The organism is Kribbia dieselivorans NBRC 106261 (assembly GCF_001552435.1).
Lineage (GTDB): Bacteria > Actinomycetota > Actinomycetes > Actinomycetales > Dermatophilaceae > Kribbia > Kribbia dieselivorans.
Genome location: NZ_BCRE01000071.1, coordinates 1 through 15,631, shown reverse-complemented (window position 1 = coordinate 15,631; position 15,631 = coordinate 1). Strand labels below are relative to the sequence as shown.

14 protein-coding genes are annotated in these 15,631 nt (G+C 67.8%); 8 read left to right on the top strand and 6 right to left on the bottom strand.

Features of this window, described 5'->3' with window-relative positions:
• Positions 1-53: 53 nt before the first annotated feature.
• On the bottom strand, positions 54-401 hold the full coding sequence (locus KD1_RS07040) for a DUF3862 domain-containing protein (protein WP_068399589.1): 348 nt from the start codon (positions 399-401) through the stop codon (positions 54-56).
• On the bottom strand, positions 398-772 hold the full coding sequence (locus tag KD1_RS07035; RefSeq protein ID WP_068399586.1) for a hypothetical protein: 375 nt from the start codon (positions 770-772) through the stop codon (positions 398-400). Before KD1_RS07035 ends, KD1_RS07040 begins: the two co-directional genes overlap by 4 nt.
• Before the next feature lie 11 nt (positions 773-783).
• Between KD1_RS07035 and KD1_RS07030 the strand changes: the two genes are divergently transcribed.
• From KD1_RS07030 to KD1_RS07015, 4 genes are all read left to right on the top strand, one after another.
• Entirely contained in the window at positions 784-1,893 is a 1,110-nt protein-coding gene (locus KD1_RS07030) for a DUF3387 domain-containing protein (RefSeq protein WP_068399583.1), read from the top strand.
• Positions 1,894-1,901: 8 nt separating this feature from the next.
• On the top strand, positions 1,902-2,861 hold the full coding sequence (locus tag KD1_RS07025) for a HipA domain-containing protein (protein ID WP_068399580.1): 960 nt from the start codon (positions 1,902-1,904) through the stop codon (positions 2,859-2,861).
• Positions 2,839-3,501, top strand: coding sequence for an HIRAN domain-containing protein (locus tag KD1_RS07020; RefSeq protein WP_068399578.1), 663 nt, complete (start codon positions 2,839-2,841; stop codon positions 3,499-3,501). Before KD1_RS07025 ends, KD1_RS07020 begins: the two co-directional genes overlap by 23 nt.
• 147 nt (positions 3,502-3,648) lie before the next feature.
• Positions 3,649-4,368, top strand: a complete 720-nt coding sequence (locus tag KD1_RS07015) for a 3-keto-5-aminohexanoate cleavage protein (RefSeq protein ID WP_068399575.1) — start codon at positions 3,649-3,651, stop codon at positions 4,366-4,368.
• Positions 4,369-4,499: 131 nt separating this feature from the next.
• Here KD1_RS07015 and KD1_RS07010 read toward each other — a convergent pair whose 3' ends face one another.
• Both KD1_RS07010 and KD1_RS07005 read right to left on the bottom strand, forming a co-directional pair.
• Positions 4,500-6,134: an FAD-dependent oxidoreductase gene (locus KD1_RS07010; RefSeq protein WP_068399572.1), complete on the bottom strand. Its 1,635-nt coding sequence runs from the start codon at positions 6,132-6,134 to the stop codon at positions 4,500-4,502.
• Between the two features lie 107 nt (positions 6,135-6,241).
• Entirely contained in the window at positions 6,242-7,477 is a 1,236-nt protein-coding gene (locus KD1_RS07005; RefSeq protein ID WP_217995819.1) for an SGNH/GDSL hydrolase family protein, read from the bottom strand.
• Positions 7,478-7,722: 245 nt separating this feature from the next.
• Here KD1_RS07005 and KD1_RS07000 point away from each other — a divergent pair, with 245 nt between their 5' ends.
• Positions 7,723-9,381, top strand: coding sequence for an alpha/beta fold hydrolase (locus KD1_RS07000; protein ID WP_068399566.1), 1,659 nt, complete (start codon positions 7,723-7,725; stop codon positions 9,379-9,381).
• 85 nt (positions 9,382-9,466) lie between these two features.
• On the opposite strand, the gene KD1_RS06995 is transcribed toward KD1_RS07000, so the two are convergent.
• Positions 9,467-10,966: an alkaline phosphatase D family protein gene (locus tag KD1_RS06995; protein WP_068399562.1), complete on the bottom strand. Its 1,500-nt coding sequence runs from the start codon at positions 10,964-10,966 to the stop codon at positions 9,467-9,469.
• A gap of 107 nt (positions 10,967-11,073) precedes the next feature.
• Positions 11,074-11,685, bottom strand: coding sequence for a DedA family protein (locus KD1_RS06990; RefSeq protein ID WP_245627311.1), 612 nt, complete (start codon positions 11,683-11,685; stop codon positions 11,074-11,076).
• Between the two features lie 229 nt (positions 11,686-11,914).
• Between KD1_RS06990 and KD1_RS06985 the strand changes: the two genes are divergently transcribed.
• From KD1_RS06985 to KD1_RS06975, 3 genes are read left to right on the top strand one after another with little or no spacing between them, the layout of a single operon-like run.
• Positions 11,915-12,631, top strand: a complete 717-nt coding sequence (locus KD1_RS06985) for a response regulator transcription factor (RefSeq protein ID WP_068399559.1) — start codon at positions 11,915-11,917, stop codon at positions 12,629-12,631.
• Positions 12,632-12,641: 10 nt separating this feature from the next.
• Positions 12,642-14,171, top strand: a complete 1,530-nt coding sequence (locus KD1_RS06980; RefSeq protein ID WP_245627310.1) for a sensor histidine kinase — start codon at positions 12,642-12,644, stop codon at positions 14,169-14,171.
• Positions 14,172-14,210: 39 nt separating this feature from the next.
• Positions 14,211-15,512: a S1C family serine protease gene (locus KD1_RS06975; RefSeq protein WP_083542217.1), complete on the top strand. Its 1,302-nt coding sequence runs from the start codon at positions 14,211-14,213 to the stop codon at positions 15,510-15,512.
• Positions 15,513-15,631 lie beyond the last annotated feature (119 nt).

Sequence of the window (15,631 nt, the reverse complement as noted above, 5' to 3'; positions counted from 1 at the left end):
CGATTTCTGCACGTTCGTGAGGACCGGCGCAACTCGCCCCACCCAACACTGAGTCAGTACTTGTTCTTGCTCGTCAGCTTGCCGTCGTCGAAGACCAACTGGTAACTGTCTCCGATCTCCCCGCCCTCGACGTTGTAGTAGAGGTGCGTCTGCCGACCCAGTCCGTCGATCTGCTGCGTCTGCTCGTTGTCGGGCTTGCCGAACTTCTTCCGGACGGCCGTGAGGGAGGCACCGTCCTTGAGCGAACGGAACTCCGCCTGGGTGATCGAGTTGCTCGACTGCTGCTTCTCCATCTCCTTGCTGACCTCGTTCGCGGCGCCGCCGATCACCAAGACTGCCCCGACGGCCAGGGCGACGAAGGCCACGATGATGCCCGCGGCCACCTTCAGGATGGTGCTCATTGGTTCTCCTTCGATGAAATGTCCGAGGCTTCAGGTGCGCCACCCCGGCTGCTGACTGCGACGAGCAACTGCGACTGCGAACTGGTCGAGATGTGCAGGCAGAGGCCCAAGACCCCCAACATGAGGAGCAGCGCGGGGCGCTCGTCTCGCCCTTCCACGGCGTCCGTCGCGAGGATCTCCAGCAGGTCTCGTGCGACCCAGCCGTTGACCACCGTCTGCTTGAGTGCGCTGTCTGCACTTGATTGGTTCATCAGGTCGTCAGCCATGACGGAGGTGACGGTCTGGCCGCTCACGGTGCTCACCGGAGTCATGCCGAACATGACTGCGACCGCGCCAATTGCCAGAGCAATCGAGCCGATCAGCCCGATCACCGCAGAAGGCGTTGGCGGAGTACTCGTCGGACGATCAGACGGGCAAGCCGCTGGGCCGCAATGTCGCCGATGCCGTCGTGCTGACGAAGGAGCTGACCGCTCGCCTGGATGAGCTGCTCGCCGGGTATGACTGGCGGCGGGACTACAGCGATCGACGCTCCCGTGGTGATGCGGCGGCGTACGCGTTCGTGGTGCGTCATGCGGTCAATCACCTACGCGACCCGCGCACGCCGGGGAATTCGCCGTCACCGGGCTCCGATGGCGAAACGGCAGAGACGCTCGGAGCCTCGTTCTGCCGACTGTCGAGTCAGCTCTCGCGGGCATGGGCGCTGTATGCCACGTCGGCGGAGCTGCACGATCTACGCCCGACCGCTCGGTTCTACGAGGAGGTGCGCGTGTGGATGGCCAAGCTCGACGCCGCCGACCGTGAATCGCGGGGTGAACCAATCCCAGAGGACATCCAACGGCTGCTCGGGGCGTTGATCGCCGAGAGCACCGAGACCGGCGATGTGCTCGACATCTACGAGGCCGCGGGGATGCCGAAGCCGAGTCTGATGGACCTCGGCCCGGACTTCGTGAAGCAGGCGCAGGCGGCGACGAACCCGCACCTGGCAATCGAAGCGTTGCGTGACCTGGTCGCGAAGGAGTCGGTCAAGGCGACGGGGACGAACACGCTGCGGCAACAGGCGTTCTCTGATCGGATCGCCGAGTTGATGCGCAAGTACACGAACCAGCAACTGACGTCGGCCGAGGTGATCGCGGAGCTGATCGAGCTCGCCAAGGACGTGGTGGCCGAGGCCGGGCGTGGTGAGCGTTTCGAGCCACCGCTCGATCAGGATGAGTTGGCGTACTTCGATGCGGTGACGACGAATCAATCGGCTGTGGACGTCATGGGCGAGGGTGTGTTGGCGAACATCGCGCGTGAGCTCGTGGCGATCATGCGGCGGGACATCCGCACGGACTGGACGGTGCGGGAGGATGTGCGGGCGAAGCCGCGGACGTCGATACGGCGACTGCTCGTCAAGCACGGGTATCCGCCGGACCAACAGCCGGGGGCGATCAAGCTCGTGATGGATCAGATGGAGGCGATGGCGCCGCGGTTTGCGGCGGAGCACGGGTAGGAGCCAGTGTGGTGCTGGGCAGAATGACCTCCACGGCAGTCTCGGCGAAGCAGGACGGAGGGCTGGTGCAAGAGGATGTGACTGGCTGGGCCGCCATCGATCGAGAAGTGGGCGGCGCCGACGAGAACAAGTACTGGCTGGGTCCAGACCTGCAGACCCCGCGCCACGAACAGTGGCTGTGGAAGCCTCGCAAGGTCCATGGGCGCCACCCGCATCTGAACGACGTAGCCGAGGTCGTCGCGTCTCGGCTGGCAGCAACTCTGGGTCTGCCTGCAGCGGAGTGTCGATACGCCATCCGCGGGGCCGAAGTCGGCGTGATCTCCAAGAACGTCACGCCAGCGGGCTACGCCCTTCACGACGGCGGCACATTCCTTGAAGAGGTCGACGGATACAAGCGCCACGCCCTGGCGCCGGATAAGGAAGGTCGGGTCCGCGGTCGTCAGAACATCGACGAGGGCTACACACTAGAAGCCGTTCAGCAGGTGCTGGACGGCACCTACGGGCCCCCTGGATACGAGGACAGCCCCGGACTCGCCGTGTTCGCTGGCTACTTGGTTCTGGACGCGCTGATCGCCAACACCGATCGCCACCCGAGAAACTGGGCGCTGTTGTCACGGGAAAGCGATGGACGCCGACTGCTTGCGCCTACCTTCGATCACGGCACCGCACTCGGATCGGGACTGGATGACTCCAGGAGAGCGACTCGAGATGTCAGCGCCTTCTGTCGGAAAGGGAGAGCACGGACCTTCACCCCACCAGAGAGTTTGGTGCAACTGGCAGCGCGGGCCGTCTCGATGTCCGGGGCCACCCGCTGGCTTGACCGTGTGGACGCACTCGCCACCTCGGTCATCCGTGGGGCTCTCGAAGTCCCAGGTGGAAGGTTGTCAGAGGCTGCGTCTACATTCATGGAAAGCGTTCTGATCGAGAACCAGAGGAGGCTACGTCATGTTGACCGCGATCAAGACTGAACGCCTGCTCGTCAGCAGGCAGGACCCGATCACTCGGCGCTACCAGCGAGTGGGCGAGCTGTGGCGCGAGGACGGGGGCTACGGCTTCTCCTACGACGTTGGGGTGCAGCATGCGCTGCCCGGCCTTCGGCTGGGTCAACAGCACCACAGCTCACACCTCTTCCCGATCTTCGCCGAACGGGTCATGTCACCACAGCGCTCCGACTACCCGGTCGCGATGGACCAACTGGGGTTGCCGCCGGATGCCAGCCCCTTCGAGGTGTTGGCCGTGTCGGGTGGGCGTCGCACCGGTGACACCTACGAGGTGACACCCCTGCCAGTGCCGGGTGACGTCACGCTGCCTTTCCTTGTGCACGGTATCCGCCACCTGACCGAGGCCGAGCGCGCCCGAGTCGATGGGCTGGAGGCTGGCCAGCGCCTACAGCTACGGCCGGAACCGACGAACCCCGTCAACTCCCGAGCCCTCTTGGTCAGTGACGACGGAGTACGGCTCGGTTGGGTGCCAGATCCCCTCGTTGAGGACATCCACCGCATCATGTCGGGCGCCCACGAGTTACGGGTCGAGCGATTGAACCCCAACGAAGCCGGCTTTCATCTTCGTCTGCTGGTGGTCCTGACAGGCCGCCTGGAACCGGCGTAAACGCATCGTAGTCCTGCGGAGCGCATGAGATACCGCGCTCCGCAGGACGGAGCTTCGGTCATGCGGAACGCGTGGAATACGCCGCGTTCTGCATGACCTTGAGCGGCCGATGTTCACGAGACGTCAGCTGGCTGACACAGTGACCTCATGCTGCTGAAGGCCTGCGTGAACGGGGCTCGCCCCGTCACCGATCACCCGCGCCTGTCCGCAGATCCGCTGCGTGTCGCCGAGGAGGCCGCCGCTGCGGTCGAGGCAGGCGCGGCAGCCATTCACCTCCACCCCAAGGACCGCCACGGACGCGACAGCCTGGCGCCAGCCGATGTCGCCCGGTTCGTCGAGGCGGCCCGCAGACTCTGCCCGGGGATCCCGATCGGCGTCACGACCGGCGCGTGGGCCGAGCCCGATCCGGAGTCACGGATCTCAGCGATCGCCTTGTGGCGGGTTCTCCCGGACTTCGCCTCGGTGAACTGGCACGAGGACGGCGCGGACGAGGTGGCCGCAGCGTTGCTGACGTTGGGCATCGGCGTCGAAGCCGGCATCTGGCATCTCGACGGACTCCACGCGTGGCGCCGATCGGCGCTCCGCAACCGCTGCCTTCGGGGTCTCGTGGAGTTGCCCGACACCGACGACCTGGAACAGCTCAACCGTCTGGCCAGGATCCTCGCCGACGGCATCCGTGGAACCGACCCGGCCATGCCGATCCTGATGCACGGCCATGGCGTCAGCGCCTGGCCTGGCGTCGACCTGGCCGCCGCGATGGGACTGGACGCCCGCATCGGACTCGAGGACACCCTGCATCTGCCGGACGGTGCCACCGCGACCGGCAACGCCGATCTCGTGCGCGCTGCCATCGCCATGCTGATCTGAACTGACGCCACCGCGCGTCATGCAAAGCGCGCCAGATGGCGCACGCTCGGCAGGACGGCGCTCCGGTCATGCAGAACGCGTGAAATAGGCCGCGTTCTGCATGACCTTAAGCCGGGCCGCTCATCAACCAACTACGCCGACACCAGCTCGCGCGCCGCAACCCCCGCGCGCCAGGTCCGGTACCCGCCGTCGAGGTTGCGCACGTCGCGCCCGGCCTGCGCCAGGATGCGCGCCGCCGCGTGCCCACGGATCCCGACCGCACAGTGCACCACGAGCGGCCCGTCGGGCACCTCGGCCAGACGCTCCCGCAACTCGTCGAGCGGGATCAGCACCGCTCCGGGGATCGCACCGGCGTCGAACTCGCCCGGCGTACGCACGTCCAGCAACTGCGCTCCGTCAGTCAACGCCGCGTCGAGCTCGTGCCACTGGATCGACCGCGACGTCCCCGTGCGCAGGTTGTCGGCGACGTGCCCGAGCATGTTGACCGGGTCCTTGGCCGATGAGAACTGCGGCGCGTAGGCGAGTTCGAGCTCGGCCAGGTCGGACGCGGTCAGGCCACCGGTCATGGCGGTCGCGATCACGTCGATCCGCTTGTCGGCACCCGACCGCCCCACGCCCTGGGCCCCCAGAATCGCGTCGGTCTCGGGGTCGACGAGCAGCTTGAGCGACATGCCCTCCGCGCCCGGGTAGTACGTCGCGTGCGAGGCCGGGTGAGTGTGGATGGCACGGTATGGCCGCCCAGCCGCGATGAGCCGCTTCTCGTTCCACCCGGTCGAGGCCACCTGGATACCGAGCACGCCGACGATCGCAGTCCCGAGCACCGGGCGCGCCTTCCCCGCCTGCCCACCGATGTGGTCGGCGACGCGGCGCCCCTGCAGGTTCGCGGTGTTCGCCAGCGGCACGAGCACGTCGCTGCCGTCGAGCGCGTCGACCTTCTCGGCCACGTCTCCGATGGCGTAGATCGCCGGGTCGCTCGTGCGGTTGTGCTGATCGACCGCAATCCCGCCGCGCTCCCCGATCTTCAGACCGGCAGCCGCCGCCAACGTGACGTCGGGCCGCACGCCGATGGCCGCGACGACGACGTCCGCCGGCAGCGTCTCACCGGTCGACAGCGTCACGTCGTGCGCACCGATCGCCGTCACCGACGTGCCCAGTCGCAGGTCGACACCCGCCTCCCGCAGGGCGTCATGCACCGGCTCGATCATCTCCGGGTCGATCGGCGCCATGATCTGCGGCGTCGCCTCGACGAGTGCCACCGACAGCCCGCGGTGCAGCAGGTTCTCGGTCATCTCGACGCCGATGAAGCCACCGCCGATGACGACCGCGGTTGTCGACCCTGCCGTGGCCGCGACGAGGGCGTCGGTGTCCTCGACATCGCGCAGCGACAGGGTGCGCTCGATGCCCGGGATCGGCGGGCGCACCGGGCGCGCGCCGGGCGAGAGCACGACGTGGTCGTACTGGAGTTCCTCGGTCTCGCCGGTGGCGGTGCGCACCGTGACGACGCGCCGATCGCGGTCGATCCCGGTGACCTCGGTCGACACGCGCACGTCGATCCGGAACCGCGCTCCGAGCGATTCGGGGGTCTGCAGCAGCAGGGCGTCGCGCTGTTCGATGACACCACCCACGTGGTACGGCAGGCCGCAGTTGGCGAACGACACGTAGCCGCTGCGCTCGAGGACGATGATTTCTGCGGACTCGTCCAGGCGCCGAAGACGCGTTGCCGCGCTCATCCCGCCTGCGACGCCGCCGATGATGATGGTTCGCATGGCCCGAACTATACCCCCTGGGGTATCTAAGGCCGAATTGCCGGAGCGCGGTCCGGCGAGGTGCGCGGAATACCGCACCTTCCGCCGGACCGCACCACAGCGCACGACTACTGCAACTGCATCCGCGGCTCGCCGTTGACCAGGCCGTTGCCGGCGATCGTGCAGGTGCCGCTACGGGGCGTGCCGCCGGCATAGGCCTGCCGCACGCAGCTCCGCGTCGCCATCTGCGCCCAGTAGTTCGGGTGCAGCGACTCTTGGATGTAGTACGGGGTACCCGCCGTGCTCACCGTGCGGATCTGGTTGACCCACTCGGTTGCGTCGACCGCGCCCGGCTGGGTCCACGACGTCAAGCCGACCTCCTCGTACAGCCCGACGGTCTTCTCGCACAGGCGCCGACCATTGAAGGCGTTCGTCAGGTTGAGCGTCTTGACGTTGCTCAGCCCCGAATCGGTCACCGCCCCGGCCACCGTCGCATTGATGGTCGCCAGTGCCGTCGAGTTGGCCCAGTTCGCATCGGCATTCCACAGGCCACACCCACCGACGCTCTGGCGGGTGTAGCCGGACTGGCTGTACCGGAATCCGGTCGAGCTCGGAACCGGCGAGGGGTAATTCTGCACGAGCAGCGTCCATTGCGAATCGGCGTACCCGGCATTGCGCATCGCCGTGCGGATGTTCGCCAGCGAGGCCGAAATGCGCGCCCGCACCGCCGCGACGTTCGACGAGGTGAAGTTCGCCTTCACGCTGGCGTCGTCGTTGCAGTAGTTCGGCCACAGCGACGAACTCGACAGGAAGTTCGTCACACACGTCGAAACGATGCTGGCGAAGTTGAAGTCATTGCCGCCGATGGAGAGCACGACCATGTCGACATTGCGGGTGGCGGCGAACTGCTGGAGCATCTTCGCCTGGCCCTGCTTGCCGAATCCGTTGTCGTAGAAGTCGATTCCCGGCTTGAAGTTGCCGAGCGGGTCCGTGTACGTGCTGGTCTCCGCGCCCGAGCACGCGAGGTTGTACCCGTTGACGCCACCACCGATGTACGCCTCGGACGCGGCGCTGCGGTGGCAGTTCTTGATGACCTCGCCCGTGCGAGTGGCGTTGTCGTAATAGGCAGTTGACCCCAGCGCGTCGGCGTACTTCGTGCTGGCGTTGGACGAACCGGCCCACCGTCCCGCCTCGCCGGAGATGTACGAATCTCCGAGCGTGACCACCGTGGGCGTTCCGACATCGGGGCCGTCGGCATGGGCGGCCGGGGCATTGATGGCAATGGGAAGCAGCGCGGTCGCCGCGGCTGCGAGGGCGACGGTGGTCATACGAACACGACCACGCATCATCGAAAGGGTCGACATGTCACCTCCAGGTCGGGAGCGTCGTTGCTCCCTCGATGTCGCGCACGGTGGGGGGTCCGTGCGCGGCCGGCCGTAACGGCGGCAGGCAGCATTGTGTAACGAGACGGTCACGTGCACCAGAGTTCTGAGGCAATTTGTTACCGCCGAGTACAAGTGGCTCTGGGCCCAGAACTGCCCGCCGGCGGCAGAAGAGGAGTACAAGGGGTAGTGGCGCGCATCTGCGCCCCACCACAAGGGAGATCCCAATGAAGCGACTCATCACCGCGGTGGCCTCGGCGGCATTACTGGGTGCAGGCATGCTGACACCCGGTATCGCCGCAGCCGTCCCCACCGTGGCGGCGGCCACCAGCACGGCCGCCACGACCAGCACGTTCACTCCACCAGACATCCAATGGGGCGAGTGTCCGACGGCATCGTTGCGCCGGGCCGGAGCGCAGTGCGGCATGGTCACGGTGCCGCTGGACTATGCGAAACCGAACGGCACGACGATCCAACTCGCCGTCTCGCGCATCCGGCACACGACCCCCGACAGCGACGCCCAGGGCATCATGCTCGTCAACCCCGGCGGACCGGGTGGCTCCGGTCTGGGTCTGTCCCGCCTGGGCTCGATCGTGCCCCACGGGGCCGCGGCACCGTACGACTGGATCGGCTTCGACCCTCGCGGTGTCGGCCGCAGCGTGCCCAGCCTGACCTGCGACGGTGACTACTCCGCTGCCGGCCGCCCGCCCTACGTGCCCGACACTCCGGCGATCGAGCGGGCCTGGTTCGCCAAGACCCGCACCTACGCGCAGGACTGCCGCTCGGCCCAGGCTTCGGCGCTCCTGACGCACACGACCACGCGTGACGCGGCGATGGACATGGACATGATCCGCACCGCCTTGGGCGCCGAGAAGATCAACTACTACGGATTCTCGTACGGCACCTATCTCGGGCAGGTCTACTCGACGATGTTCCCGAACCGGGTGCGGCGCATGGTCTGGGACGGGGTCGTCAACCCCGAACGCGTCTGGTACGACGCCAACCTCGACCAGGACGTGCAGTTCGACAGAAACATCCGCACGTACTTCAACTGGATCGCCGACAACGATGCGGCCTACGGGCTCGGCACGAACGGAGCCGCGCTCACGGCCAAGTACTACGCGATCCTGGCGCAGTTGACCGACCGGCCGGAGGGCAACTTCGGCGCGGCGGAATGGAATGACGTCTTCGTCGGCGCGGGCTACTACGTCTACGACTGGGATGCGCTCGCCCACGTCTTCGCGGCCGCCGTGGGAGGCGACTTCACCCCGGCCAAGGAGTGGTACGGCGATCCGACCGGCCCGGGTGCGGACAACGGGTACGCAATGTACCTCGCCGTCCAATGCACCGACGTGCAGTGGCCGCAGGGCTGGGGTACCTGGAAGAAGGACAACTGGGCCCTGCACGCGCAGTACCCGTTCCTGACCTGGAACAACGTGTGGTTCAACGCGCCGTGTCGCTACTGGCCGGCCCCGGCGAGCACGCCGGTCAACGTCGACGGAGCCGAGGTCCCCGGTCTGCTGCTCATCGCCGAGACCAACGACGCTGCGACGCCGTACTCGGGTGCGCTCGAGGTGCGTAGCCGGTACCCGAAGTCGGTGCTCATCGAGGGTGTCGGGGGCACCACGCACTCCGGGTCGCTGTCCGGAGTCTCGTGCACGGACGACCGGATCGCGGCCTACCTGCTGACCGGAGCGCTGCCCGCTCGCCTGAGCGGCAACACCTCCGACGTGCAGTGCGAGCCCGTGCCGCCGCCGGACGCGACGCCGGTCGCCGGCGCATCGGCGGGCGCGACCTCGTCCGGCTCGAGTGCGCGGAGCTCGGTGACTCGAGCGAGCGATGTGCGTGAACTCATCACGGCGGCGACGCCCGTGAACGCGGGCTGACCCACCCGCCGAGTGATGGTTTCGGGCCGCTTCCGGACTCCGGAGGCGGCCCGAAACCATCACTCGCGCAGGGGTGCGGGGTGGCTCACACCAACTGCACTCCGGGCCGGCCGGCCTCGATGTGGAACCGCTGGGCCACCCAGCCCGGCGCATCGGGGCGGGTGATGAAGTCGACGTTGTGCTGAGCCGCGTCGACGCCTGCGTGGGTGTAGCGCAGCGAGATGTATCCCCGGTAGCCGTCGACGTACTTGATCCACGGGTTCTTGAGCCAGCCCGCCTTCGTGGCCGGGTTGCCCGGGCCGTCACCGGTGGAGGTGATGGAGGTGACCATGAACTGCGAGCCGATCACCGGGCTGTCCGCGTTGGGCACCTCCAGGAGCAGGTCCTGCACGATCGTCCAGTGCATATCGCCGACGAGGAACACCGGCTGGATACCGCGGTCTTGGTACGCCCGGTGAATCCGATTGCGTGTCGGACTGTTGGTCGGCACCCCGCCCAACTGCTGTCCGAGCGCGACGACGTTCCAGCGTGTGTCGTGGCCGCGAATCCCGTCGACGAGCCAGGCCTCCTGCTCGTCGCCCAAGCGCGAGACGGTCGGGTGGTTGTCGGCGATCCGGTACTGACGCCCGTCGAGCATGTCCAGTTGAAGCAGGTCACCGACGACGAAGCGCTGGTAGATCCGCATGTCCGGACCGGTCGGCGCGGGCATTCGGGTGGGCATGTTCTCCCACCAGGCCCGGTAGCCGGCAGCCCGGCGGGCCAGTTGTGCCGTGCCGAGGTCGACGGCGCCGCGGTAGTCGTTGACGACCTCGTGATCGTCCCAGACGCTGATGAAGGGCACCGCAGCGTGGGCGGCCTGCAGATCGGGGTCGGTCTTGTACAGGGCGTAGCGCAGGCGGTACCGCTCCAAGGTGTTCGCCGGCTGGCGGATCTCCGCGGGCAGGTCGATGGTGCCTTGACGCGGGGCTACGGCAGTGATGGCGCCCTCGTAGATGTAGTCCCCGAGGTGGATCGCCACGTCGAGGTCCTCACGAGCGAGATCGCGATACGGCGTGAACCAGCCGGTGACCCAGTTCTGGCAGGACACCTGGGCCACGGCGAACGAGGCGGTCGGCGCGCCCGGAGCCGGGAGGGTCCGCGTACGACCCACTCCGCTGAGCTCCGACCCTGCCCGGAATCGATAGAAATACCAGCGGTCCGGCTCCAGCCCGTCCACGGTCACATGCACGGAGTGGTTCTGCTCGGGGAGGGCGAAGGTCGTGCCCTCACGCACGATCTGGGCGAACTGCTCATCGTGGGCGACCTGCCAGTGGACCGGAAACTTCCGCGGGGCCAGACCGCCGCCGATCTCCAGCGGTCGCACGGCCAACCGTGTCCAGAGCACGACGGAGGTGGCGTCCGGGTCGCCGGAGGCGATACCGAGGGTGAACGGGTGGCCGCCGAACGTTCCGGGGGCGTCGGCGTGCGCGATCTCACCCGGCAGCAGGGCGAGGGCGGCGCCCGCGGCGGTTCCGGCGAGGAGGTGACGGCGGGAGACCTGATGGGCATCCGCCGCGGCGGGGGATTCGACGTCATGGGGCGTCAAGGGAACTCCTTTGTATGGCGTGGGGGTGTGCGATGCCCCGCCGAGTGATGGTTTCGCGTGCCCTATGAGGGGTTATAGGGCACGCGAAACCATCACTCGGCGGGTGTTCAGGCAGCACGCGAACGTACGGCGCGCCGGATGCCCCAAGCCACCAGCGCGAGCAGCACGATGACCAGCACGGCGATCGCGGCGTCGCGGCCGATGATCTTCTCCACGTGCGCGTACGACGCTCCGGCCAGGTAGCCCGCGACCACGACGACGCTGCCCCAGATCGCCCCACCGACGGCGTTGTACGCGAGGAACTTCGGGTAGGGCATGCGCGCGATCCCGGCCAGGGCCGGCATGACCGCCCGGAAGAACGCCACCCACCGACCCAGCAGCACCGCGCTCCCCCCGCGTCGGGCGAGGAAGTCCTGGGCATCCTCCAGTCGCGCGCGATGGCGATCCAACCGCCGCGACTGCAACAACCGGGGCCCGAAGTGCCGCCCCACCTCATACCCGACGCTGTCGCCGAGGATCGCCGCAAGGATAACGACCACGATGACCGCCGGCAGGGGCACGTGGCCGAGGTGCGCGGCGACACCACCGAGGATCGCCGCGGTCTCACCGGGGATGACGAAACCGACGAAAAGGGCGTCCTCGGCGAAGACGATGAGCCCGACCACGAGCAGAACCATCCAGGCCGGAGCGCCGAGAACCGAGTTGATGGCGGCGTTCACCTGAACATCGTGCGCCCGATAGCTGGATGTTCGCCGTGAATCAGGCGGGTCGCCTCAGTGACCGCTCGCCCGCGTCCTGGCGAACGCGGCGATATCCGCGCGTTCGCAAGGACCGTGAGGAGCACCGCCACGCACATCCACCGCACCACCACGCCCCATCGGGCAAATCTGGCCACACTCCTCCGGACGCATCCAGCCAATCCCCAGCCAACACGCGCACACTTGAGCAATGGGCGTCACAACCACTCCCGAAGCCAAGCTCCTGATCGTCGAGGACGAGCCGAGCATCCGTGACCTACTGGCCACGTCCCTGCGCTTTGCCGGGTTCGAGGTCAGCACCGCCGAAGATGGCGAAAAGGCCTTGGACGTAGCCCGGCACGAACCCGTCGACCTGGTCGTGCTCGACATCATGCTCCCCGACACCGACGGGTTCTCCGTTACCTCGACCCTTCGCAACGAAGGCGTCACCGCGCCGATCGTCTTCCTGACCGCACGAGACTCCCTCGATGACAAGGTCAAGGGTCTCACGGTCGGCGGCGACGACTACATCACCAAACCGTTCTCCCTCGAAGAGGTCGTCGCGCGCATCCGCGCCGTCCTGCGCCGCACCCGCGGCGACGTCGACGACTCCGCCAAGCTGCGCTTCCACGATGTCGAACTCGACGAGGAGGCCCACGAGGTGCGCGTCGGCGGCCGCGTCGTCGACGTCTCCCCCACCGAGTTCAAGCTGCTGCGCTACCTGCTGCTCAACCCCAACCGGGTGCTGTCCAAGGCGCAGATCCTCGACCACGTGTGGGACTACGACTTCCGCGGCGAACCGGGCATCGTCGAGTCCTACATCTCCTACCTGCGCCGCAAGATCGACACCGAGGGCCGCCCGCCGCTGATCCACACCAAGCGCGGCATCGGGTACGTGCTGCGCCTGCCACCCGACTTCAACAACTGATCACCCCACGGTGACCTCCGAAACCGCACCGGCCCCGTTGCGGCGCATCATCGGTGCGCTCGAACGCATGCCGCTGCGCTCGCGGCTGCTGGCGATCATCTTCGTCCTGCTGACGATCGCGATGCTGCTCACCTCGACCATCTCGGCGGGGCTGCTCAGCCGCGACCTGCACAACCGCGTCGACGCGGAGCTTCGTGCGGCCGCCGCTCCCGTCGCGCGCCAGGGCCTCGAGGATCTCCAGCCCGACGCCGGGCAACGCGTCCCGTCGGCGTACGCGGTGATCTTCCAGCCCGGCGACGGCACCACCCGCGCCTGGTGGCCCGAGGGCATGGCCTCCAAACCGGCCCTGCCGAGCATCACGGCCAACGACGTGCGGTTGCAGGGGTCACAACCGTTCACCGTCCCCGCGGAGGACGGTCACGGCGAGTGGCGCATGATCGCCGGCACTATCTCCGGCGGGCCGGGCATCTTCATCGTCGGGGTGCCCCTGGAGCCCACCGAGGACACAGTCAAACGCCTCTTCATCGTCACCGGCCTGATCGGCATGGTCATCGCCCTGGCCTCGGTCATCATCGGCGTCTTCGCCATCCAGCGCGCGTTCCGGCCGCTGCGGCAGATCGAGGACACCGCCGCCGCGATCGCCGGAGGTGACCTGTCCCGCCGAATCCCCCATCGGGACTCCGGCGATGAGGTCGCCTCGTTGGCCGAATCCCTCAACGTCATGCTCAGCCAGATCGAGGGATCGTTCGCGCGCAGCGAGGCCAGCGAGATGCACATGCGCCAGTTCGTCGCCGACGCCAGCCACGAACTGCGCACCCCGCTGGCCACGGTGCGCGGCTACTCCGAGCTGTACCGGCAGGGCGCGGTGTCGACGAAGGCCGACCTGGACAGCGCGATGTCACGCATCGAGAGCGAGTCGGCCCGCATGACCAGCCTCGTTGACGACCTGCTGCTCCTCGCGCGCCTCGACAGTCAACGCCCCATGGAGAAGTCCGAGGTCGATCTCGTTGTCATCGCCGGCGACGCCGTCCAGGACGCCCGCGCCCGCGACCGGGATCGGCACATCAGTCTCGTGCCCCTGGATGAAGATCTGGTGACCACACCCGTCACGGGTGACGATTCGCGGCTCCGCCAAGTCGTCGTCAACCTCGTCAACAACGCCCTGATGCACACGCCCGCGGGCACGCCGGTCGAGGTGGCCGTCGGGCTGTCGCACGACCTCGACGGAGCGTCGCACGCGCCCCTGAACGCGGCCCACCGCGGGTCGACCCCCCGGCACGCGATCGTCGAGGTCCGCGACCACGGCCACGGTATTCCGCCCGAGCAGGCCGCGCGGGTCTTCGAACGCTTCTACCGCGAGGACAAGGCCCGCTCCCGGCAGAAGGGCGGCAGCGGACTCGGGCTCGCCATCGTCGCGACGATCGTCGCCCAACACGGCGGCACGGTGCGCGTCGACCAGACGCCAGGCGGTGGCGCGACCTTCCGGGTGGCGCTGCCTACAGCAGATTCACAGAATCCCCACAGCCCCCACCGAGGCTGACGTGGTCAACTCAATGTCACGCCACCAAAGGAGCCCACGATGAGCGACGAGACCCGGCCACTGCCGCAATCCCACCCGCACGAGACCCAGTCGATGCCCACCACGCCGGCCGCCGGAGCCCCGACCGCCGGCACGGGGCAGACCCCGCCGCCGCAGCCCCCGCTGTACAACGCCACCCAGGAGCCCGCCAAGGAGAAGAAGACCGGGCGCCGCAGCCTGGCCGAGCTCGTGACGGTCGGGGTCATCGCCGGCCTCATCGGCACCGGCGGCACACTGGCCGTGGTCTCGGCCACCGACTCCAACGACACCAGTACGAACACGTCGGTCACCGCGACGACGACGTCAGCGGCCACCGACCAGGCCATCTCCACCGGCTCCTCCGACTCCACGGTCAACTGGAACGCGACCGCGAAGAAGGTCACGCCCAGCGTCGTGGCCATCACCGTCAACACCAACCAGGGTGGCGGTCAGGGCTCGGGCGTCATCATCGACAAGGACGGCCACGTGCTGACGAACAACCACGTCGTCGACGGAGGTCAGAATGGCCGGATCATCGTGACGCTGTCCGATGGTCGTGGGTATGAGGCCAGCATCGAGGGCACCGACCCGGCGACCGACCTCGCGGTGCTGACCCTGAAGAACCCGCCCAAGGACCTGACGCCCATCACCATCGGCGACTCCGACAAGATCGCCGTCGGCGATCCGACCATGGCCGTCGGCAACCCGCTCGGACTGGCCGGCACCGTGACCACCGGCATCGTCAGTGCGCTCGACCGGCCGGTGACCACGCAGGAGTCCAACAACCAGAACCCGTTCGGGCCGCAGGTGCAGTCCGACGCGGTCGTCACCAACGCGATCCAGACCAGCGCGGCGATCAACCCCGGCAACTCCGGCGGTGCGCTCGTCGACAGCCAGGGTCGCCTCATCGGCATCAACTCCTCGATCGCCTCCCTCGGTTCAAGCGGCGGCAGCCAGTCCGGCAACATCGGCATCGGCTTCGCCATCCCGGCGAACTCCGCGAAGATGATCGCCGACCAGCTCATCGCCAACGGATCGGCCAAGCACTCCTACCTCGGGATCAACCTCACCGACGGCACCGAGCAGGTCGACGGCGCGTACCGCACCGGCGCCAAGGTCGCCAAGGTCGTCGACAACACGCCGGCCGCCGATGCCGGCATCAAGACCGGGGACCTGGTCATCGCCTTCGACGGCCAGTCCGTCGAGGACTCCACGTCCCTGATCGCGCACGTGCGTGAGCAGGCCGTCGGCTCAAAGGTCACCCTGACCGTCGTGCGCAACGGCAAGACGCAGGACATCACAGCCACCCTCGCCGCTCGCTGACCTGACCGCGGTGCAGGGCAGCCCCCACCCCCGGGCTGCTGACGCTCCCTCGGCCGGACGTTCCTCCCTTGACGTCCCGGCCGGGGGAGCGTTGGTCTCCCCTGGTTCGAGGTATTACC